Consider the following 18,127-nt stretch of genomic DNA (forward strand, 5'->3'; position numbering starts at 1 on the left):
GGGATAGGGTAGGACAATCATGCCAACTGAAATTCTTGTCGTCGTCATTGTGGCCGCCATTGTGCTTGCCGTTGCCTTCAGCTGGCTGGGCGTGCGCAAGCTCGCGCAGAAGCACACGCGCAGCGCCGTGGCGGATTCCCCGCACAAGATTCACCTGGCAAAACAGCAGGTGGTGTTCATTTTCAACCCCACCAAGAACGGGGCCGATGACGCCAAGACTCTCATCTCCCGCTCGGTGTCAAAGGCTGACTGGCCCGCCCCGATTTTCATGGAGACCACTGCCGCGGACCCCGGTTACGCGATGGCCGCTGCCGCGCTGGAAGTCAAGGCCGACGTCGTCATTGTGGGCGGCGGCGACGGAACTGTACGCGCCGTGGCCCAGACCCTGCGCCACACGGAAGTCCCGATGGCCATCATCCCACTGGGCACCGGCAACCTGCTGGCCCGCAACCTTAGCCTTGATGTCACAGACATTGCCGCGAACGTGCAGATCGCGCTGTTCGGGCACCAGCGCCACATTGACGCCGGCCTGATGGAAATCGAGGACGGCGTCACGGGTGCGGTTTCCAAGCATTCCTTCATGGTCATCGCGGGCCTTGGCATGGACGCCGACGTCATGAATGACACAAAATCCAAGCTGAAGGAACATGTTGGCTGGCTGGCGTACAGCGAGGCAGGCCTGCGCCACATGGCCGGACCTCGCAAGAAGGTCAGCATCACCCTCGACGACGAACCGGCCCAGCAGCGCAAGGTCCGTTCGGTGATGTTCGCCAATTGCGGACTGCTCCCGGGCGGCATCGATTTCGTGCCCGGTGCCCTCATTGACGACGGCGTCCTGGACGTTGTGGTGGTCAGCCCGCGCAGCGCCCTTGGCTGGCTTGCGATGGCAGGCAAGGTGTTGTTCCAGCACAAGAACAACCTGCCTGTCATCGACTTTTACCGCTCCCGGAACCTGACAATCCGCACGGTCATGCCGGTGGCAACCCAGATCGACGGCGACCCTTCGGGGCCGGCGACGTGTGTGAAGGTCAGCGTTCAGCCGAAGGCGGTCCTGGTGCGCGTCGCAGCGCCAAACAACCCGGCCTAGGCCCCGAAGCAACGCGCCGGGGTTGCCGGTTCCGGGCCCTCCCCTGCAGTCAGTCCGTTTCCGGGCGCTGGGACTGTTCCCGGATCAGGCGTTGCTCCTCGTCAAAACGCAACTCATTCGCGTTGTCGCCCTCGTCGCGCACAGACGTATCCGGACCTTCATTCTTGCCGGGATTCACGATGTGGCCGGCCTGGCCATTGCCCTTGTCTGTCTGTGGATCCATGGTTCACTCGCCTCTTCCCTGCCGGGACCAACACTTCCCTCTCCAAAAAGACATTTCCTGAAGATACGCCAAGCATAGGCTCGGTAGTGTCACAGCGAAAGAGATCCAAGGTCGCGGTACTCTTGGGGGTAGACACCAACGTCTTTTATTTGTGGACCGGGAGTCACGCAGTGAGCAAACCTTTGCAGGAGAATCCGAAGAACCAGCAGCCCTACGCCATGTCTGGGCCTGCCGATCCCTTGGGCTTCAAGCTTCCGGGGAGCATTTTGCTCCTCATTCTGGGGACACTCACAACCCTGGCCTCGTTTGCCCAGGCACTCACCAACCTCATTTTCGCTCCCTGGTACCTGCTCGTGGCATCACTAATCGGGCTGGCCCTTGCACTTGCCGTTTTATCCACAGGCCTGCTGATGTACATGAGGCGGGGGTACGCCGAACGGCTGACGCCGCTTGCGGCCCTCATCAGCACCGGCGCGCTGCTGGTGATCAAGCTTGCGGGCTTGTTCTTCACCGGCGGGGGAACGGCCGACGTCTACATCACGGTTGCCCTGGTAATCCCCATTTTCATCCTTGTGGGCCGTGGCAGGTCCAGGACCAGTGACCTGATGCCTGCGCAGGCTCCACCCACTTAAAGCAACGAATCCACCCAGGCGGCCGCGTCCTCGAACGCCGAATCGGAGTTGTACTGCCGGATCAGTGGCGGCTGCTTGTCGGCGCGCGGGTAGGATCCCAGGAAGCGGATCTCCGGGGTTACCCTGTGTAATCCACGCAGCGCATCGGCCACGCGGGCATCACGGATGTGCCCTTCCAGGTCCACGCTGAATTCATAGTGCCCCAAGAACTGTCCCGTGGGCCTGGACTCAATGCGGCTCAGGTTGACCCCACGGCTGGCAAATTGCTCCAGGATGGCCATCAGGGCTCCGGGATGGTCCTCGGGCAGGGGGATGGCCAAAGTTGTTTTGTCTGCGCCTGTTGGTTCCGGCAGGGAACCCGGGGGCGCCACGAGCACAAACCGGGTAACCGCGCCGATGTTGTCCTCAATGCCTGCGGCGAGGATGTTGAGCCCTGTTTGTTCGGCAACAAGCGGTGCGCACACCGCGGCCTGGAACGCGTCGGTGCCTGTCAGCAGCGAATGCGCGGCAGCCGCCGTCGAATTTGCCGGGACGTGGGAGGCCAATGGCAGATGTACGCCAAACCAGTCGCGCGTTTGCGCCCAGGCATGCGGGTGGGTGCCCACGGCGTTGATGTCCGCCAGCTCAATGCCGGCGGGTGCCACCAGCACAAAGCTCACAGGCACCACAACCTCATGGATGATGCGCAATTCCATGCCGTTGGAAATGGCATCCAAGGTTGCAGGGACGCCGCCTTCGATGGAGTTTTCAATGGGCAGCATGGCCGCAAAGGCCTCACCCTTGCGCACCAGGGCCAGGGCCGCCGCAGCGTTGGTTGACGGGATCCGTGCCATGGCGTCCGCGCCCGGAACCTGCAACAGCGCTGACTCGGTAAAGGTCCCCTGCGGCCCGAGGAAGGTCAGCGGAAGCGCGGAATTATTGAGCGCGGAAATCATGGGTCACCTGTTCATTGCGGCAGTTAGGCGGGGGCGGGTTGAAGACCTTAGAGGACGCGCGGGGTTTCCCCGTTGGAGGAGACCATGGGCTTGTCGGCCTCAAACCAGGCACCCATGCCGCCGACCACGTTGAAGGCACTGTAGCCGTTTTCGTTCAGCCACGTGGTGGCCCGGAAGGAGCGCCCGCCCGTGCGGCAGATGATGTTCAGGTCCGTGTCGGGGTCAAGCTCTTCCAGGCGCGCGGGAAGCTGCTCGAGTGGAATGTGAATTGCACCATCAACGTGCCCGGCTTCCCACTCGTAGTCTTCACGGACATCCAAAATCACGGCATCCTCGCCAAGCTCGCCGACGGTGACGTTCATGATGTCTGACATGTGTTTTTCTCCTTGCAAAAAAGATACCGATACTGGCTAAGCCTAGCCCCCAGCAGGAAGCAAGGCACTTGCCGCCAAGGGCCCGGGGTGAGCGGAACGAGCCCACGGTAGGAGGTGGGAAACCAGAAGACCAACTAATTGCAAATGTGACGCGAGGCCCCAGTAATGCAAAAATTGAAGTCGTGAGTTCTCAAAATAGCCCCGCCATTTCGGCCACAGCACCCCCAATGACCCGCGACACATCATTCTTCGGACAGCCAAAGATGCTGCTGAACCTCTTCAGCGTCGAGCTGTGGGAGCGGTTCTCCTTCTATGGCATGCAGGGCATTCTTGCCTACTACATGTACTATTCCGTCACCGATGGCGGCCTTGGCATTGACAAAGTCACTGCCGTTGGCATTGTTGGCGCCTATGGTGGAGGTGTTTACCTCTCCACCATTTTGGGTGCATGGGTGGCTGACCGGCTCCTGGGTTCAGAGCGTGTGTTGTTCTACAGCGCGATCTTGATCATGGCCGGGCATATTGCCCTTTCCGCGCTGCCCGGAACCATTGGCCTGGCCGCAGGTTTGATCATGGTTGGCGTTGGCTCCGGTGGCTTGAAGGCAAACGCCACATCGCTGGTTGGCACCTTGTACGCCAAGGACGACGACCGCCGCGATGCAGGCTTCTCCATCTTCTACATGGGTATCAACATTGGCGGACTCATCGGCCCCCTCGTCACGGGCTGGCTGCAGGTCACCTGGGGCTTCCATATCGGCTTTGCCGCCGCCGCAGTGGGCATGGGCTTTGGCCTGATCCAGTACGGCCTGACCCGCAAGAACCTGCCGGAATCGGCACACCGCATCGCCAATCCCCTGCCCAAGGCACAGTACTTGAAGTTCGGGATCATTGCCGCGGTTGCTGTCGTAGTGATTGTTGCGGCAGTTGCGCTGAAGTTGATCACCGCCGGGAACCTGAAGTGGGTCATCGTTGCCGTGGTCATCCTCGCAACGATCGCCTACTTTGCCGTGATCCTGGCGAACAAGACGCTGACTGACGTTGAGCGCAGCCGGGTGTTCTCCTTCATGCCGCTCTTCCTTGCCAGCGCCGTATTCTGGTCGCTGTTCCAGCAGCAGTTCACGGTTGTTGCCCTCTACGCCGATACGCGTTTGAACCGGTCGGTGTTCGGCTGGGAAATGCCGCCGAGCTGGGTAACATCCATCAACCCGGTCTTCATCATCATCCTCGCCGGTGTGTTCGCCGCGCTCTGGACCAAGTGGGGCGCGCGCCAGCCAGGCACGCCCGTAAAGTTTTCCGTGGCGCTTGTCGTCATGGGCCTGGCGTACCTGGCGTTCATCCCGTTTGCCGCCACGGCATCGGTGCCCCTGCTGGCCATCGTGTTCATCCTGCTGCTGTTCACGGTTGCCGAGCTTATGCTCTCACCGGTGGGCCTGTCGCTGGCCACGAAGCTCGCCCCGGCTGCGTTCCAGACGCAGATGGTCGCCTTGTTCTTCCTGTCGGTCTCCCTCGGAACGGCCATGTCCGGCGTGCTCGCCCAGTGGTATGACGCCGATAATGAAACTCCCTACTTCCTGGTTGTCGGATTGGTTTCCATTGCTTTCGGTGTCCTGCTGTTCCTGGCACAGAAGCCCATCAAGAAGTTGATGGCCGGGATCCTGTAATTCCCGGCCAAGTACGACGGCGGCACCCGGCGAACGATTTTGCGTTGGCAGGGTGCCGCCGTCGTTTGGGACCGTTGGCGCCGCAGGAGGCCGGCGTGTCCGGGTGCCTAGTAGCTGCTGTAGGCGTTTGTTCCCATGACCGCCAAACCAATCAGGATGAAGGCGTACAGTGCGCCCCAAATCACCAGGGCCAGGTAGCTGGTGATCAGGCCGGTAATCGCAAAGGCCCGGCCCTGCGGGTTCTCCTTACGCAGGCCCATGTGACCCAAAACGATGCCGAGAATCTGCGGGACAATGAGAATTCCGAATCCGACCAGGAGCGAGGCCAGGCCAAGGATCATGCTCGTCAGGCTCAGGCTGCGTGGACCGCTGGTGGCGTCGATGTACCCTGGTCCGCCCTTGTAATACGTGGGGGGCGCATACTGCGGCACCTGATAGGCAGGAGGGGCGGCTGGAGCGTTGTAACCCGCCGGCGTGAAGCTGGGCGGCCGTCCCGTGTTGGGCTGCGGCTGCTCCGGTTCGTTCGACACTGCTGTCTCCTGCTTAAAAGTTTCCCATGGGCGGGGAAAACGGCTGGGTAAAGGTGCCTCCCATCGTAGTCGAGCATTGGCGGTCCGCAGGCAGGAACACCACCAGCAATAGTCAGGACCCCCGCCGCGCGGTTTCACAGAATGGGCAGCGCGTGCCATTGGGCGCCCTGTTCTGTCATGCTGGGTCCATGGCTAGCCGAGCGGGCACAGTTGCCCTACCCCAGGACCTTGTTGACATCACTGCGCTGCTTGATGCGTATTACGACCTGACCCCGGATCTAAACGATCCAGGGCAGCGCGTTGCCTTCGGCACCTCAGGCCACCGCGGCAGCTCACTGAAGACCTCATTCAATGAGGGGCACATTGCCGCCATCACCCAGTCCATCGTCGAATACCGCGCAGGGCAGGGCATCACCGGACCGCTGTACATGGGCAAGGACACCCACGCACTGAGCGACCCCGCGCAGAGTACTGCCCTTGAGGTGCTGGCGGGCAACGGCGTCGAGGTTTTGATTGATGCACGGCACGGGTACACGCCGACACCGGCGGTATCGCACGCCATCCTCAGCCACAACAAGGGCCGCACGGAGGCGCTTGCCGACGGCATTGTGGTGACGCCCTCCCACAACCCGCCGGGCGACGGTGGCTTCAAGTACAACCCCCCGCACGGGGGACCGGCCGATTCCGACGCCACAGGCTGGATCGCCAACCGTGCCAATGACCTGCTCGCGGACGGTCTTCGCGGCGTCCGCCGCGTGCAGCTGGTCGAGGCCATGGCCGCCTCAACCACCGGCAAGTTCGACTTCCTCTCCGGCTATGTCGATGACCTGCCCTCCGTCCTGGACCTTGATGCCATCCGCGCCGCTGGCGTGCGCATCGGCGCGGACCCCATGGGCGGCGCGTCCGTGGACTACTGGGGCGAGATCGGCGAGCGCCACAATTTGGACCTGACAGTTGTCAACCCAACAGTCGACCCCCAGTGGGCCTTCATGACCCTGGACTGGGATGAGAAGATCCGCATGGACTGCTCCTCACCGTTCGCCATGGCCTCGCTGATCAACAAACTTTCCGCGGGTGCCCCCTATGACATTGCCACCGGAAACGACGCCGACGCGGACCGCCATGGCATCGTCACCCCGGATGCCGGGCTCATGAACCCGAACCACTACCTCGCGGTGGCCATCCAGTACCTGTACACGCACCGCTCGCAGTGGCCCGCAACGGCAGGGGTCGGCAAGACACTCGTGTCATCGTCCATCATCGATCGCGTAGCTGCCGATCTTGGCCGTCAGCTCGTTGAGGTGCCCGTGGGCTTCAAGTGGTTTGTCCCCGGCCTGCTCTCGGGCGAGGGTGTCTTTGGCGGCGAGGAATCCGCCGGCGCCTCCTTCGTAAAGAAGGACGGTTCGGTCTGGACCACCGACAAGGACGGCATCCTGCTGGCCCTGCTGGCCTCTGAAATCACGGCAGTTACGGGCAAGTCCCCCTCGGTTCACTATGGTGAGCTGACAGATCGCTTTGGGGCGCCGTCGTACGCTCGCATCGATGCCGCCGCTACCCGGGAGCAGAAGGCCGCGCTGGGCAAGCTTTCCGCAGCGGACGTCAGCGCCACGACCCTGGCCGGGGAGACCATCACGGCCAAGCTGACCGAGGCGCCCGGCAACGGCGCAGCCATCGGCGGGCTGAAGGTCACCACCGAAAACGCCTGGTTCGCGGCCCGCCCCTCAGGCACCGAGGACGTGTACAAGATCTACGCCGAGTCCTTCAAGGGCGCTGAGCACCTGGCGCAGGTCCAGGCCGAGGCGAAGGCGATTGTGGACGGCGTCATTTCCTAAGCCGGGCGGAAGTTCCGCGCCCGCCTCCCATCAATGCGCCCTGTATACGAGGCGCATTTACGGGAGGCGGGCGCATTTTTCATTCAAACGGGGCGCGGGCTCTAATGGTGGGCGCCGAGTTCGTGCTTCGCGTGCCCGGCGGTTTCCAGCTGGAACGTAGAGTGCTCGATGCTGACCTCGAAGTGGCCTGCGACGCAGCTTTGGAGGGCGTCGAGCATTTGCGGGACGTGGCCGTCGTGAAAGCACTCGTCGTCAACCACCACGTGGGCCGACAAAATGGGCAGGCCGGTGGCGATCTGGCTTGCGTGCAGGTCGTGGACGCTGATCACGTGCTCGATGCCAAGGATGTGCCGCCTGACGTCGTCCAGGTCAAGGCCCGACGGCGTCGACTCAAGGAGCACGCTGACAGTCTCAAGCAGCAGCTTCACTGTGCGTGGCAGAATCAACGCGCCAATGAGCATGGCCACCACGGCATCGGCCTGCATCCAGCCAGTCAGCGAAATGACAATTGCAGCAATGATGACGGCCACCGAACCCAGCGCGTCATTGACGACCTCAAGGAAAGCAGCACGCATGTTGAAGTTTTTGCTGCGCCCGCCCAAGAGCACCAGCATTGACGCGATGTTCCCGGCCAGGCCGATCGCGCCGAAGACGATCATCTCCTGGGAGGCGATCTCCACGGGGTTGAAGAGCCGCTGGATGCCCTCCACCAGGACAATCAGTCCGACGGCGAGAAGCACCGCGGCCTGCGCTGTTGCCGCGAGCACTTCAGCGCGGGCAAATCCCCAGGTGCGCCTGCTGGTTGCCGGGCGCACCATCAGCCGGGCCGCCAGCAGCGCCATGGCCAGTCCGCCGGCGTCGGTCAGGACGTGGGCCGAATCAAAGAGCAGCGCGAGCGAGCCTGTGAGGATTGAACCTATGACTTGGAAAACAAAGACGGCAAGGGTGATGCTCAGCGCTACGGCGATGCGGCCCTGGTGGCTTTCGCCGGGGGCGCCTGCATGGGAGTGGGAATGATCGTGGCCTGACATACCTCAATAGTACAGCGAACACTGAATTCAGCAACTGCTGTATGATATTGAGAATGAAGCCCATTAGCAATGCAGCAGTGCTGGCCAGGTTTGGCTACGCCCTCTCCGACCCCACCCGGGCCGAGATCTTGATGAGCCTTGCCAAGTCGCCGGCGTATCCCGCTGACCTGGCGGCGCAATTGGGCGCCTCCCGCCAGAGCATCTCCAACCACCTCTCCTGCCTGCGCGAATGTGGTCTGGCTATTGCCATCGCCGAGGGGCGCCGGTCCCGATACGAGCTGGCTCATCCCCAGCTGGCCCACGCACTCAACGACCTGCTCGGCGTCGTACTTCTGACAAGCGAAGGCCACGTTCCACACCCTTGAGGCAGCTACGGCGCGGAACCAGCAGGTGGTTCCGCCAAAACCATCCTGCGGGCCGGCTCCTGCGGCAGTGGCGTCGACGAAGTGATGTTGAGCCCCGCGTCGACGTGGAGCAGCTCCCCTGGTGCCAGCATCCGCCATCCGGGGTCGCCGTCCATGGGCTCGGTGGCGATGACCACCGACCGGCGCCCGGCCAACGCGTGGCTGTGACCATGGATCCGGCTGCTGTCAACGGCGAGGGGCCGGTCCTCAAGGTGGCCGCCGGGGGCCCGCTCGAGCACCTGCAGCTCGTGTGTTTCCGGGTATCGCAACGCCCACAAATCCGTGGCAGTGGTGATGACAAGGTTCAGGCTGTACACAGGTAGGTTGTTGGCAATCCAGCTCAGTGCCGCCGTGATGCCTGCCGCCACATCACCGCCGTGGCGCCTGGTTTCGACGGTGATCAGGGCAAACATTCGTTCGCTGTCGGTCTGTCCCAAGACCAGCTCCGTGCCGCCCAGGCCTGCCAACCGGGCGTCGAGCAGGGCCAAATCCCCGAACGCGCCATTGTGGGCGAAAATGCGCCGGTCCTGCTCGAAGGGGTGGGTGTTCACCTCGGTGTGGGCGCCCGTGGTGGCGTACCGCACGTGGGCGATGAAGGTGGTGCTCTCCAGGTCCCGTGCAGCCACGGCAAATTCCGCGTCCTCAAAGGCCGCGATTGCCTGTTTGGAAATTTGCGGCAGCCCGCTTCCGGTAAAGACGCCGATACCCGTGCCGTCGGGCTCCCGGCGGCTCTGCTCCGAAAGGCTGTCGGGGGCCTTGAGCAGCCAAAAGGTGGCCCTGACCGGGTCCGCGCCCGCATGTAGTCCGAAGAGTCGACACATGCTGTGATCCTAGCGCCGAACGCTCCCCGGTGGCGGATTGGTGCCATTTCCCGCCCCTGCGGCGCGCAAGCGGCCCGACAGCCGATATTCTTATCTGCGGACTGCGCACGGGCGCGGGAAGACAATGGGAGAGCGTAGATGAGTTTGCTGGGCACAAAATGGACTGTCCACGGGGATGGCAAGACCATCAAACCGGGACAGGTGGTCTCCCCCAGTGAGCGGTTGAGCTGGCCCCGCACCATCGGCATTGGTCTGCAGCACGTGGTGGCCATGTTCGGGGCGACCTTCCTTGTCCCCATCATCACAGGCATGCCGCCGGCCACCACCTTATTCTTCTCCGGCATCGGCACCTTGTTGTTCCTGGCGCTGACCCGCGGCAAGGTGCCCAGCTACCTGGGCTCCAGCTTTGCGTTCATCGCCCCCATCATGGCCTCGCAGCAGCAATTCGGCGTCAGTGGTGCGCTCGGCGGCGTCGTCATGGCCGGTGTCACCCTTGCCGTGCTTGGCCTGATCGTGCAGAAGTTCGGCGCCAGCTGGATCAACCGCCTCATGCCCGCGCCCGTTACGGGCACCATCGTGGCCCTGATCGGCCTGAACCTGGCACCCGCAGCGTGGGGCAACTTCAAGCTCGCCCCCGTCACCGCCATGATCACCCTGACCGTCATCATCCTGACGAGCGTGCTGTTCCGCGGCATCCTGGGCCGCCTGTCCATCCTTGTCGGCGTCGTGGCGGGCTACCTCGTAGCCGTCCTGCGCGGCGAGGTTGACTTCTCCAAGATCAACGACGCCGGCATCATCGGCCTGCCGCATTTCCAGACCCCCACCTTCCACTTTGCCGTGGTCGGCCTGTTCATCCCCGTGGTGCTTGTCCTTGTCGCCGAGAACATCGGCCATGTGAAGTCAGTTGCGCTGATGACCGGCGCTGACCTTGACCCGTACGCCGGCCGGGCCTTAATTGCCGACGGCGTCGCCACCACCCTTGCAGGCCTTGGCGGCGGTTCCGGCACCACCACCTACGCGGAAAACATCGGCGTCATGGCAGCGACGAAGGTCTACTCCACCGCCGCCTACTGGGTTGCAGGCGTTGCTGCCCTGATCCTGAGTTTCTCCCCCAAGTTCGGCGAAATGATCGCCACGGTTCCTGTCGGTGTTCTGGGGGGCGCGGCAACCCTGCTGTACGGCATGATCGGCGTGCTGGGTGTGCGGATCTGGGTCCAGAACAAGGTGAACTTCTCCAACAACATCAACTTGACCACAGCCGCCGTCGCCCTCATTGTGGGCATCGCCAACTTCGAGTGGAACCCGGGCACGCTGCAGTTCTCCGGCATCGCCCTGGGCACCGCCGCAGCCCTGATCATCTACCACGGCATGAGCGCCCTGGCGAAGTGGCGCGGCACGGCCGCCGAGTAGGGTCCAACCACTCCCAGCCACAAAAATGACACCGCTCGCGGCTTTCGACACCGGTCTACCGGTAGCGAAACCCGCGAGCGGTGTCATTTTGCATCAGATGCCGTTGAGCGCCTCGGAGGTGGCCCGCGAGGTGTAGCGCGCCGCGTCGGCCAGTGCAGCCTCAGGCGAGCCCGCAACATCGGTGGCACTGACGGCAGAAACAACGCCATGCGCGGCAAGCTGCGCCGGCGTCACGGTGATTCGCCCGGCAACCACGACGACGGGCAGCCCGAGCGCATGCGCGGCGTCGGCAACGCCGAGGGGTCCCTTGCCGGACAACGACTGTGCATCAAGTGATCCCTCACCCGTGATGACCAAATCAGTCTGCGCCAGGGCCGACTCGAGGTCGATCAGGTCCGCAACGAGGTCAAAACCGCGCTCAATGGAGGCCTTGGCATACGGCACAAACAGGGCGGGGAAGCCACCGGCCGCACCGGCGCCCGGAATGTCGATGTCAATGCCCGTCGCCGCCCTAACCACGGAGGCCAGGTTGCGCAGGCCCGCGTCAAGAAGTTCGACGGCGCCGGCATCGGCACCCTTTTGGGGGCCGAACACGTGGGCGGCACCGTTGGGCCCGTAAAGTGCATTGTCCACGTCGACGGCCATGCGGATTTTAACGCCCGCCAGGCGCGGGTCAAGGCCGGTGGCATCCACGGCCACAACATCGATGAGCGAGCCGCCGCCGAGGGGCACAAGGTTTCCGTGGACGTCCACAAGCTTCAGCCCCAGGGCACGCAGGGCGCCGGTTCCGCCGTCGGTCATGGCCGAGCCGCCAAGCCCGATGATGATTTCGGTGGCGCCGGCGTCGAGGGCGGCGGCAACCAGCTGGCCCGAGCCGTAGGAGTGGGCGCGCAGGGAATTTTCCACCGTGGGTTCACTGAGCAGGTAGCCGCTGGCCTGCGCTGTTTCAATGACAGCCACCTTGGTGCGCTCGTGGAAGGCCCACACCGCGCCCACAGGCTTCAGGATGGGGCCCACGACAGCGTTCAGGCGCTCGGAGTAGCCGGCGGCGACCGCGGCCTCAACTGTCCCTTCACCGCCGTCGGCAATGGGCAGGGCAGTCACGACGGCGTCGGGGTAGACCCGCAGGGCACCCTCGGCCATGGCAGCTGCTGCTTCCGGGCCCGTGAGGGTCCCCTTGAATTTGTCGGGGGCAATCAGGATTCGCATGTGTCCATCCTGCCACCGGTCACCGACATGGCTGAACCGTTACGCCAAAAGGCCCCGCCTGCGCATGACGTCAACGAGCAGGTCAGCCCTGTCGGTCATGATTCCGTCAACGCCAAGGTCAAGGAGCCGCTCCATGTGGGCGGGCTCGTTGATGGTCCAGATATGAACCTTCAGGCCCAGCCCGTGCGCGCGGCGCACAGTGGCCGGCGTGACAATTTTTACGCCCCTGTAGTGTGTGGGGATCTGCAGGACGTCAACATCCTGCATCAGGCGCAGGAGCAGGGCCCGGGGCAGCCACGATTCCATCAGGAAGTACGCCGCAAGCAGCCGGATCCCCGGGGAGCTTGCCACCGGGCGGCTCAGCCGTGACAGCACGGCGCGGCGGCGCTTTTCCGAGAACGACGCCACACAGACCCTCTCATGCAGGCCGTGATTCTCGATTGCCGCGGCAAGCGGGGCCACGGACCCGCCATCCTTGACGTCAATGTTGAACCGCGCACCGGGCAGCGCGGCGATGAGTTCCTCGAGCGTGGGGATGGGTTCCCTGCCACCAATGCGCGCCTTCTTCACCTCCGAATAGGGCAGCTGCGCAATGATGCCCTTTCTGTCGGTGGTGCGCTCAAGGGTTGAGTCGTGAAACGCCAGGGCAACCCCGTCCGCCGTGGTATTTAGGTCAGTTTCCACGTAGCGGCAGCCAAGGTCGAGTGCGGCGTTGAACGCCACGAGGGAGTTTTCCAGGCCGTCACGGGAGAAGCCCCTGTGCGCCATGACCAGGGGCACGGGCGAGTCCAGAAAAGGTTTCGGTGCGTTAGTCCCAGACATGTTTGCCTCCCTCACGCCCGGCGCAGGGCGGACAGGCGGGACTCGATGACCTGGGCGACGCCGTCGTCCTCGAAGCTCGGCGCCGTCAGGGCGGCGGCGGCGAGCGCCTGCGGGTGTCCGCTGGCCATGGCGTATCCGGCACCGGCCCAGGCCAGCATTTCAAGGTCGTTTGGCATGTCGCCGAAGGCCACGACGTCGGCGGCGTCAATCCCCCGGGCGGCAGCGTACCGGGCTAGCGTCACTGCCTTGTTCACGCCCAGCGGGCCCATTTCAAGCAGGGCGAGGTCGGGGGCCGAATGGGTGACGGCAATGAGCGAGGCGACCCCGGGGGCGACAGCCGCGAGGAATTCGTCGGCGCTTCCTGTGTGCAGCACGGCCAGCATCTTCACGATTCCGCCGTCGGCAATGTCCGGACCCAACACGGCAGGCACAACGTTCAGGCTGCCGGCCGGAATCCGTCCACCCAAGAAGCCGTCCTCAACGTGCAGCCCTGTAAGGGATTCCAACGCAAATCGAGCCTTCGGCGCCAGCGCCAGGATGACATCCCTGACCTGGGACACTGTTTCCCAGCTGATCACATGGGAGCTGAGGACTTTTTCGGCGCCGAGGTCATAGCTCACGGCTCCGTTGGAGCAAATGACTGTGCCCGTGTGGCCGATTTGTTCCCGGATGGGCTCAAGCCACCGCGGCGGGCGCCCTGTCACGAACACAATCTCGACGCCCGCATCCGCGGCAGCTGCGAAGGCGTCAATGGTGCGGGTGCTAATTTTTCCGTCGTGGCCCAGAATGGTTCCGTCGATGTCGCTGGCAATTAAACGCATACCCAAGGCTATCCAACTTCCTTTCAAGTGGCGGCACTGTGGCGCGGGACCGCCTCCACCCAGCCGCTAGACCTCAAACAGGGCGGTCAGCCTAGCCCTGGCCAGGGTGTGGAAGTGCAGGTTGAAGCCAAGGGCGGCCGCGGACGCTTCGGGGTCCAGTCCAAGGGACTGGACGTCGAGCGCGTGCACCACCACCATGTACCTGTGCGGGCCGTGCCCGGCCGGAGGTGCCGATCCCATGTAGGCCGGGGACCCGGCGTCGTTCTTCAGGGTCAGGGCACCGGCAGGCAGCGTGGCGGAGGCACCCTCGGCCAGATCGGTCACCCCAACGGGCAGGTCCGCCACGGCCCAGTGCCACCAGCCGCTGGCAGTGGGGGCGTCAGGGTCAAACATTGTCACGGCAAAGCTTCGGGTCCCGGCGGGGAAACCGCTCCAGGACAGCTGCGGGGACAGGTCCTTGCCATCGGGGTGCACGGAGGGGTTCACCTGCGCGGGGGCGAAGGTTTCCCCGTCCGCGAACGACCCGCTGCGCAGCTCAAAGCCGGGGACGGGCGTCAGGAAGGAATAGGGGTCGTAGTCATACATGGCACTGCCCTTCTGTCGGTTACTTTGTCAGTTCAGCTCGGCTGGGCGGGTTCGCCCCGGCCCTGGACACCGTAATGGCTGCGGCTCGGGCGGCGTAGGCGATCACCTCGGCCAGGGTTGCCGTGTTGATGGCCCGCAGCTCCGGCCTGCGTTGCGCCCCGTCCAACTCCCTGTCAACGAGCGCCGACAGCAGGGCTGCCATGAAGGAATCCCCGGCACCCACGGTGTCCGCAACCTTGACGTGCGGCACGGCACAAGCGCTCTCGCCTGCGGCGCACACGGCCCACGGACCCTCCCCGCCCTGTGTCACAACCACGACGGCGGGGCCTTGCGCACCGCCGATGGCAAGCCACCTGCGGGCGGATTCCTTCGGGTCAATGCCCGGGTATAGCCAGTGCAGGTCCTCGTCGGAGGCCTTGACGACGTCGGCGAGGCGCACGAACTTCTCGGCCTGTTCGCGGGCATAGTCAATGTCGGCGATGATGCTCGGGCGGCAGTTGGGATCGTAGGCGATGGTGGCTCGCGGATGGGCGTCGATGACGGCGGCAAGCACCTGTTCGGCGCCGGGGGCCAGCATGGTGGCGATGGAACCGACATGCAGCAGGGTTGTTGCTGCCAGCATGAAATTCGGTGCGCCATCGGCGGTGCGCAGGTCCGGCAGCGACCAGTCAAGGGAAAATTCATACGTAGCCGCGCCTGTGGAATCTAGGGTTGCGCGCGCCACCGACGTCGGCTGCGAGTCTGCAACCAGGGGCACCATAACGTGGTTCGCCTGCAAATGGCCGGCCACCATGTCGCCGTACGCATCCCGGCCGAACCTGCCCAGGAACTGCACAGGATGCCCCAGGCGTGCCAGTCCCACAGCCACATTCATGGGGCTGCCGCCAACGTGCGGGACAAGTTCGTGCCCTGCCTGCACCACTTCATCAACCAACGCTTCACCAATGACAGTCAACATGGCACCAGCCTACGGTGCGTTGGGGCACTTGCCCCGGTCCGCCGTCGTTCATCACGGGGACGCCCCAAGGCTGGAGCCAAACGACGCTGTGGCGGTCGGGGATGTCCCCAACCGCCGCAGTCTTGGCTAAAGTTCTTTCCATGAGCAATCCCCCTTGGAGTGACAAATGAGCAGTTCGGGCTCCAGGCCCCCGGGCATCCGTGACGTGGCCGGAATTGCAGGGGTGTCACCCCAGACCGTCTCCAGGGTCCTCAACGGCCACCACAGCGTGAAGCCGGCCACGAGGGAACGTGTCAGGGCGGCCATCGAGGACCTCGGCTACCACCGCAATTACGCCGCCCGCAGCCTCTCCACCGGACGCACCCAAATTATTGGCCTTGTCATGTTCAACACCGACTCGTATGCGCGCTCCATCGTAGTCGGGAGCATTGAGCTGGCGGCGTCCGACTTGGACCACTCGGTCATCACCTCGCCGATCTCCTCCATGGACGACCATGTCATTGAAGCGGCCGTTCAGGGGCTGGTTGACAGGGGCGCCGACGGGATCATTCTTGCCGTTCCCATGATCCAGTCCAGTCCGCTGGTGTCCAAAATTGGCAACACCACCCCGATCGTCACCCTTGACGGCTCTCGGACCGAATCAAGCGAACTGCTGGCCATCGACCAGGGGCTCGTCGCCGAACTCGCGACGCAGCACCTGCTTGACCTGGGGCACGAGAGCGTATGGCACCTGGCAGGGCCGCAGAACTGGATCGAGGCCTTTGCCCGCAGCGAGGGATGGCGGAACACGCTGGAGCGTGCGGGGAAGTCCGTGCCGCCCGAGCTGCAGGGCGACTGGTCACCCGAATCCGGGTACAAGAACGGGCTCATTGCCGCCCGCATCCCGGATCTGACGGCCATTTTTTCCTCAAGCGACGAGATGTCCTTTGGCCTGATCCGTGCACTGCACGAGAGCGGGAGGCGGATCCCCGGCGACATCTCGATCGTCAGCGTGGACAACATTGCGCTGGCCGAATTCAGTTCGCCGGCTCTGACGACAGTGGCCCAGCCGTTCAAGCTGATTGGGACCCTGGCCGTCCAGCGGTTGCTGCACAGGCTGGATTCCGATCAGGTCCCCCTGCCGCCCTTTGCCATGGTCCCGGAGCTGATCCTCCGCAACAGCACGGGCGCGCCGCCGTCGAGGTGACTCCGGGCGGGGGCCTGAGCGCGGATTTTCCTTTGGAACAATCGTGTCACAGTCGGCGGGCCTGCTCGCGCCTGTGCCGTCGTGACCCTTAAACTCGTAATATGGGTAGCAACTGGGATCGGCTCGATGAATCACTGCGGCCTGCCGTCGCCGCCTCGGTAGCCGACTACGAGCGCACGAGGCCGGCCCTTGAAAAGGTCACCGCGGAGATGGAATCGCTGGTTCGCGAGGTCCTGGCCGAGGCGGATGACAAACCCCTTTTTGTCACCAGCCGCACCAAAAGCGTTGAGTCGTTCAGGGAGAAGGCCTCACGCATGGTGGCCGAGCCCGACGCCACCCCTGTCCTGCAATTTCCCGATCCGCTGCGCAACCTCACGGACATGGTGGGAGTGCGCGTCATCACCACGCTGCCCGGAGAAAACGCACAGGCCGCCAACCTGATCAAGCGCAAACGCAGCATTTTCGACTGCCGCGGCGACACCGAGAAGGACATCGGCTCCATTGAATCAGGCACATACGGCTATTCCAGCCGGCACCTGATCCTGCGCACGATCCAAAACGACATGGTGCGCGCCTACCAGGAACTGCTTGATCCAGAAATGAAACCTAATGGCAGCTACTTTTTTGAATGCCAGATCCGCACCATTTTCGCCCATGCCTGGAGCGAGATTGAACACGACATCCGCTTCAAGTCCCAGGACCCGCGCGCCTGGAGCCCCTACTTCGACAGGCAGTTCACTGCGACGGCGGCCATGCTTGAGACCGTCGAGTCGGCGTTCTCGGAGCTCCACGAGAGGTATGAAACCGTCACCAGCTATTGGGACACTGACGGCGAGGGCAACATTTCCCTCACCCCCAACAGGATCAAGGCCGTATGGCAGACCCTGTTGCCGCACGTTGACAGGAAGTCCGACGACGACTGGGGTTGGGCAGCCGAGCTGGTCGCCGCGCACGGGCTGAGCAAGACCGTGGACCTTGCGGCGCTGTTGCAGCCGGAGATCATCTCAAATGTCCGCAAGGCGCTTGACCACAGGTACTCCCCCGGTCCCGACAGGCTGCTCGATGACCTGCTGCTGTGGCAATTCGGTGAAAGCCACATCGATTTAACGGCCGAGGAGCCGTCATCGGAGCAGACACCGCGCCGCGACAGCCTGATCAGGCGCCATCAGCAGATGCAGCGCTACCGCAAGGCTCAGGGGTTCTAACAGGCCTGAGCCGCTGGAGTTTAAAGGCGAAACGGCCCCCACAAAAAGGTGGCGGCCGTTTCCAGGTCCGGATCAGGCCGGGGTTAGCACCAGTGAATTCCGAAGAAGTAGCATGGTAGCGCTCCCATTCCATAGCTTGTGGCGACGTCGCCACTGCCGGCGCTAGTTACTGATGTTGAGGGGGCGGGAACAACAGTGCCCGTGCTGGCCGAGGCAGGGGACAACCCGGGGGCTAGGATGAGGCCTGCTGCGAGGACTGCTGCGGCACCTGCGGAGACAAAGCGAGATTTCATGGCGGTAGCCTTTCAAAGACGTAGAATGTGCCCAGCGTCGCATGGACGCTCTCCAGCCTATTGCGCCAAACACTGTCCGTATACGTCAGGGGCACCGTCCGGCCCTGT

General features: G+C 63.7%; 19 protein-coding genes. 8 read left to right on the plus strand and 11 right to left on the minus strand.

From position 1 onward, the window contains the following. The first annotated feature begins 19 nt into the window (after positions 1 to 19). Entirely contained in the window at positions 20 to 1,087 is a 1,068-nt protein-coding gene (locus AAGW05_RS04745) for a diacylglycerol/lipid kinase family protein (protein ID WP_411803326.1), read from the plus strand. 49 nt (positions 1,088 to 1,136) lie between these two features. On the opposite strand, the gene AAGW05_RS04750 is transcribed toward AAGW05_RS04745, so the two are convergent. Then, positions 1,137 to 1,310 carry a hypothetical protein gene (locus AAGW05_RS04750; protein ID WP_411803327.1) on the minus strand — a complete coding sequence of 58 codons (174 nt, stop codon included), beginning with the start codon at positions 1,308 to 1,310 and terminating at the stop codon, positions 1,137 to 1,139. A gap of 170 nt (positions 1,311 to 1,480) precedes the next feature. Here AAGW05_RS04750 and AAGW05_RS04755 point away from each other — a divergent pair, with 170 nt between their 5' ends. Continuing rightward, on the plus strand, positions 1,481 to 1,942 hold the full coding sequence (locus AAGW05_RS04755) for a hypothetical protein (protein ID WP_411803328.1): 462 nt from the start codon (positions 1,481 to 1,483) through the stop codon (positions 1,940 to 1,942). Here AAGW05_RS04755 and pheA read toward each other — a convergent pair. Both pheA and AAGW05_RS04765 read right to left on the minus strand, forming a co-directional pair. Further along, positions 1,939 to 2,877 (minus strand): prephenate dehydratase, encoded by a 939-nt coding sequence (pheA, locus tag AAGW05_RS04760; RefSeq protein ID WP_411803329.1) that lies wholly within the window; start codon positions 2,875 to 2,877, stop codon positions 1,939 to 1,941. The genes AAGW05_RS04755 and pheA overlap by 4 nt on opposite strands. Positions 2,878 to 2,924: 47 nt before the next feature. After that, positions 2,925 to 3,251: a rhodanese-like domain-containing protein gene (locus AAGW05_RS04765; protein ID WP_411803330.1), complete on the minus strand. Its 327-nt coding sequence runs from the start codon at positions 3,249 to 3,251 to the stop codon at positions 2,925 to 2,927. Between the two features lie 227 nt (positions 3,252 to 3,478). Here AAGW05_RS04765 and AAGW05_RS04770 point away from each other — a divergent pair, with 227 nt between their 5' ends. Continuing rightward, positions 3,479 to 4,912 carry a peptide MFS transporter gene (locus AAGW05_RS04770; protein ID WP_411803489.1) on the plus strand — a complete coding sequence of 478 codons (1,434 nt, stop codon included), beginning with the start codon at positions 3,479 to 3,481 and terminating at the stop codon, positions 4,910 to 4,912. A 107-nt stretch (positions 4,913 to 5,019) separates the two neighbouring features. Here AAGW05_RS04770 and AAGW05_RS04775 read toward each other — a convergent pair whose 3' ends face one another. Further along, entirely contained in the window at positions 5,020 to 5,442 is a 423-nt protein-coding gene (locus AAGW05_RS04775; RefSeq protein ID WP_411803331.1) for a DUF4190 domain-containing protein, read from the minus strand. Positions 5,443 to 5,630: 188 nt separating this feature from the next. Here AAGW05_RS04775 and pgm point away from each other — a divergent pair, with 188 nt between their 5' ends. Continuing rightward, a complete protein-coding gene (gene pgm, locus AAGW05_RS04780; protein WP_411803332.1) occupies positions 5,631 to 7,274 on the plus strand; it encodes a phosphoglucomutase (alpha-D-glucose-1,6-bisphosphate-dependent) in 1,644 nt (547 codons plus the stop codon). Positions 7,275 to 7,375: 101 nt separating this feature from the next. Here pgm and AAGW05_RS04785 read toward each other — a convergent pair whose 3' ends face one another. Continuing rightward, entirely contained in the window at positions 7,376 to 8,305 is a 930-nt protein-coding gene (locus tag AAGW05_RS04785; RefSeq protein WP_411803333.1) for a cation diffusion facilitator family transporter, read from the minus strand. Between the two features lie 53 nt (positions 8,306 to 8,358). Between AAGW05_RS04785 and AAGW05_RS04790 the strand changes: the two genes are divergently transcribed. Continuing rightward, entirely contained in the window at positions 8,359 to 8,670 is a 312-nt protein-coding gene (locus tag AAGW05_RS04790; protein ID WP_411803334.1) for an ArsR/SmtB family transcription factor, read from the plus strand. A gap of 5 nt (positions 8,671 to 8,675) precedes the next feature. On the opposite strand, the gene AAGW05_RS04795 is transcribed toward AAGW05_RS04790, so the two are convergent. Next, positions 8,676 to 9,530, minus strand: a complete 855-nt coding sequence (locus AAGW05_RS04795; RefSeq protein WP_411803335.1) for a class II glutamine amidotransferase — start codon at positions 9,528 to 9,530, stop codon at positions 8,676 to 8,678. 138 nt (positions 9,531 to 9,668) lie between these two features. On the opposite strand from AAGW05_RS04795, the gene AAGW05_RS04800 reads away from it, so the two are divergent. Continuing rightward, positions 9,669 to 10,940, plus strand: a complete 1,272-nt coding sequence (locus AAGW05_RS04800) for a uracil-xanthine permease family protein (RefSeq protein ID WP_411803336.1) — start codon at positions 9,669 to 9,671, stop codon at positions 10,938 to 10,940. A gap of 93 nt (positions 10,941 to 11,033) precedes the next feature. On the opposite strand, the gene AAGW05_RS04805 is transcribed toward AAGW05_RS04800, so the two are convergent. From AAGW05_RS04805 to AAGW05_RS04825, 5 genes are all read right to left on the minus strand, one after another. After that, positions 11,034 to 12,149: a glycerate kinase gene (locus tag AAGW05_RS04805; protein WP_411803337.1), complete on the minus strand. Its 1,116-nt coding sequence runs from the start codon at positions 12,147 to 12,149 to the stop codon at positions 11,034 to 11,036. A gap of 39 nt (positions 12,150 to 12,188) precedes the next feature. Next, the gene (locus AAGW05_RS04810) at positions 12,189 to 12,971 is read right to left on the minus strand and encodes a glycerophosphodiester phosphodiesterase (protein WP_411803338.1); all 783 of its coding nucleotides are present in this window, start codon (positions 12,969 to 12,971) and stop codon (positions 12,189 to 12,191) included. 11 nt (positions 12,972 to 12,982) lie between these two features. After that, positions 12,983 to 13,792, minus strand: coding sequence for an HAD family hydrolase (locus tag AAGW05_RS04815; RefSeq protein ID WP_411803339.1), 810 nt, complete (start codon positions 13,790 to 13,792; stop codon positions 12,983 to 12,985). Positions 13,793 to 13,858: 66 nt separating this feature from the next. Next, the gene (locus tag AAGW05_RS04820) at positions 13,859 to 14,377 is read right to left on the minus strand and encodes a YbhB/YbcL family Raf kinase inhibitor-like protein (protein WP_411803340.1); all 519 of its coding nucleotides are present in this window, start codon (positions 14,375 to 14,377) and stop codon (positions 13,859 to 13,861) included. Positions 14,378 to 14,396: 19 nt separating this feature from the next. Then, positions 14,397 to 15,335, minus strand: coding sequence for a carbohydrate kinase family protein (locus AAGW05_RS04825; RefSeq protein ID WP_411803341.1), 939 nt, complete (start codon positions 15,333 to 15,335; stop codon positions 14,397 to 14,399). Between the two features lie 166 nt (positions 15,336 to 15,501). On the opposite strand from AAGW05_RS04825, the gene AAGW05_RS04830 reads away from it, so the two are divergent. Next, positions 15,502 to 16,521 (plus strand): LacI family DNA-binding transcriptional regulator, encoded by a 1,020-nt coding sequence (locus AAGW05_RS04830; RefSeq protein WP_411803342.1) that lies wholly within the window; start codon positions 15,502 to 15,504, stop codon positions 16,519 to 16,521. Between the two features lie 101 nt (positions 16,522 to 16,622). Then, the gene (locus AAGW05_RS04835; protein ID WP_411803343.1) at positions 16,623 to 17,726 is read left to right on the plus strand and encodes a GTP pyrophosphokinase family protein; all 1,104 of its coding nucleotides are present in this window, start codon (positions 16,623 to 16,625) and stop codon (positions 17,724 to 17,726) included. Positions 17,727 to 18,127: the final 401 nt, after the last annotated feature.

The sequence above is a fragment of the Arthrobacter sp. LAPM80 genome (assembly GCF_046736435.1).
In the GTDB taxonomy this organism is placed as follows: Bacteria; Actinomycetota; Actinomycetes; order Actinomycetales; family Micrococcaceae; genus Specibacter.

What these genes read in the sequence shown, in the direction of transcription:
- AAGW05_RS04745 (WP_411803326.1), top strand. Translation starts at nt 20, where the DNA reads ATGCCAACTGAAATTCTTGTCGTCGTCATTGTGGCCGCCATTGTGCTT.
- AAGW05_RS04750 (WP_411803327.1), bottom strand. Translation starts at nt 1,310, where the DNA reads ATGGATCCACAGACAGACAAGGGCAATGGCCAGGCCGGCCACATCGTG.
- pheA (WP_411803329.1), bottom strand. Translation starts at nt 2,877, where the DNA reads ATGATTTCCGCGCTCAATAATTCCGCGCTTCCGCTGACCTTCCTCGGG.
- AAGW05_RS04765 (WP_411803330.1), bottom strand. Translation starts at nt 3,251, where the DNA reads ATGTCAGACATCATGAACGTCACCGTCGGCGAGCTTGGCGAGGATGCC.
- AAGW05_RS04770 (WP_411803489.1), top strand. Translation starts at nt 3,479, where the DNA reads ATGACCCGCGACACATCATTCTTCGGACAGCCAAAGATGCTGCTGAAC.
- pgm (WP_411803332.1), top strand. Translation starts at nt 5,631, where the DNA reads ATGGCTAGCCGAGCGGGCACAGTTGCCCTACCCCAGGACCTTGTTGAC.
- AAGW05_RS04785 (WP_411803333.1), bottom strand. Translation starts at nt 8,305, where the DNA reads ATGTCAGGCCACGATCATTCCCACTCCCATGCAGGCGCCCCCGGCGAA.
- AAGW05_RS04790 (WP_411803334.1), top strand. Translation starts at nt 8,359, where the DNA reads ATGAAGCCCATTAGCAATGCAGCAGTGCTGGCCAGGTTTGGCTACGCC.
- AAGW05_RS04795 (WP_411803335.1), bottom strand. Translation starts at nt 9,530, where the DNA reads ATGTGTCGACTCTTCGGACTACATGCGGGCGCGGACCCGGTCAGGGCC.
- AAGW05_RS04800 (WP_411803336.1), top strand. Translation starts at nt 9,669, where the DNA reads ATGAGTTTGCTGGGCACAAAATGGACTGTCCACGGGGATGGCAAGACC.
- AAGW05_RS04805 (WP_411803337.1), bottom strand. Translation starts at nt 12,149, where the DNA reads ATGCGAATCCTGATTGCCCCCGACAAATTCAAGGGGACCCTCACGGGC.
- AAGW05_RS04810 (WP_411803338.1), bottom strand. Translation starts at nt 12,971, where the DNA reads ATGTCTGGGACTAACGCACCGAAACCTTTTCTGGACTCGCCCGTGCCC.
- AAGW05_RS04815 (WP_411803339.1), bottom strand. Translation starts at nt 13,792, where the DNA reads ATGCGTTTAATTGCCAGCGACATCGACGGAACCATTCTGGGCCACGAC.
- AAGW05_RS04820 (WP_411803340.1), bottom strand. Translation starts at nt 14,377, where the DNA reads ATGTATGACTACGACCCCTATTCCTTCCTGACGCCCGTCCCCGGCTTT.
- AAGW05_RS04825 (WP_411803341.1), bottom strand. Translation starts at nt 15,335, where the DNA reads ATGTTGACTGTCATTGGTGAAGCGTTGGTTGATGAAGTGGTGCAGGCA.
- AAGW05_RS04830 (WP_411803342.1), top strand. Translation starts at nt 15,502, where the DNA reads ATGAGCAGTTCGGGCTCCAGGCCCCCGGGCATCCGTGACGTGGCCGGA.
- AAGW05_RS04835 (WP_411803343.1), top strand. Translation starts at nt 16,623, where the DNA reads ATGGGTAGCAACTGGGATCGGCTCGATGAATCACTGCGGCCTGCCGTC.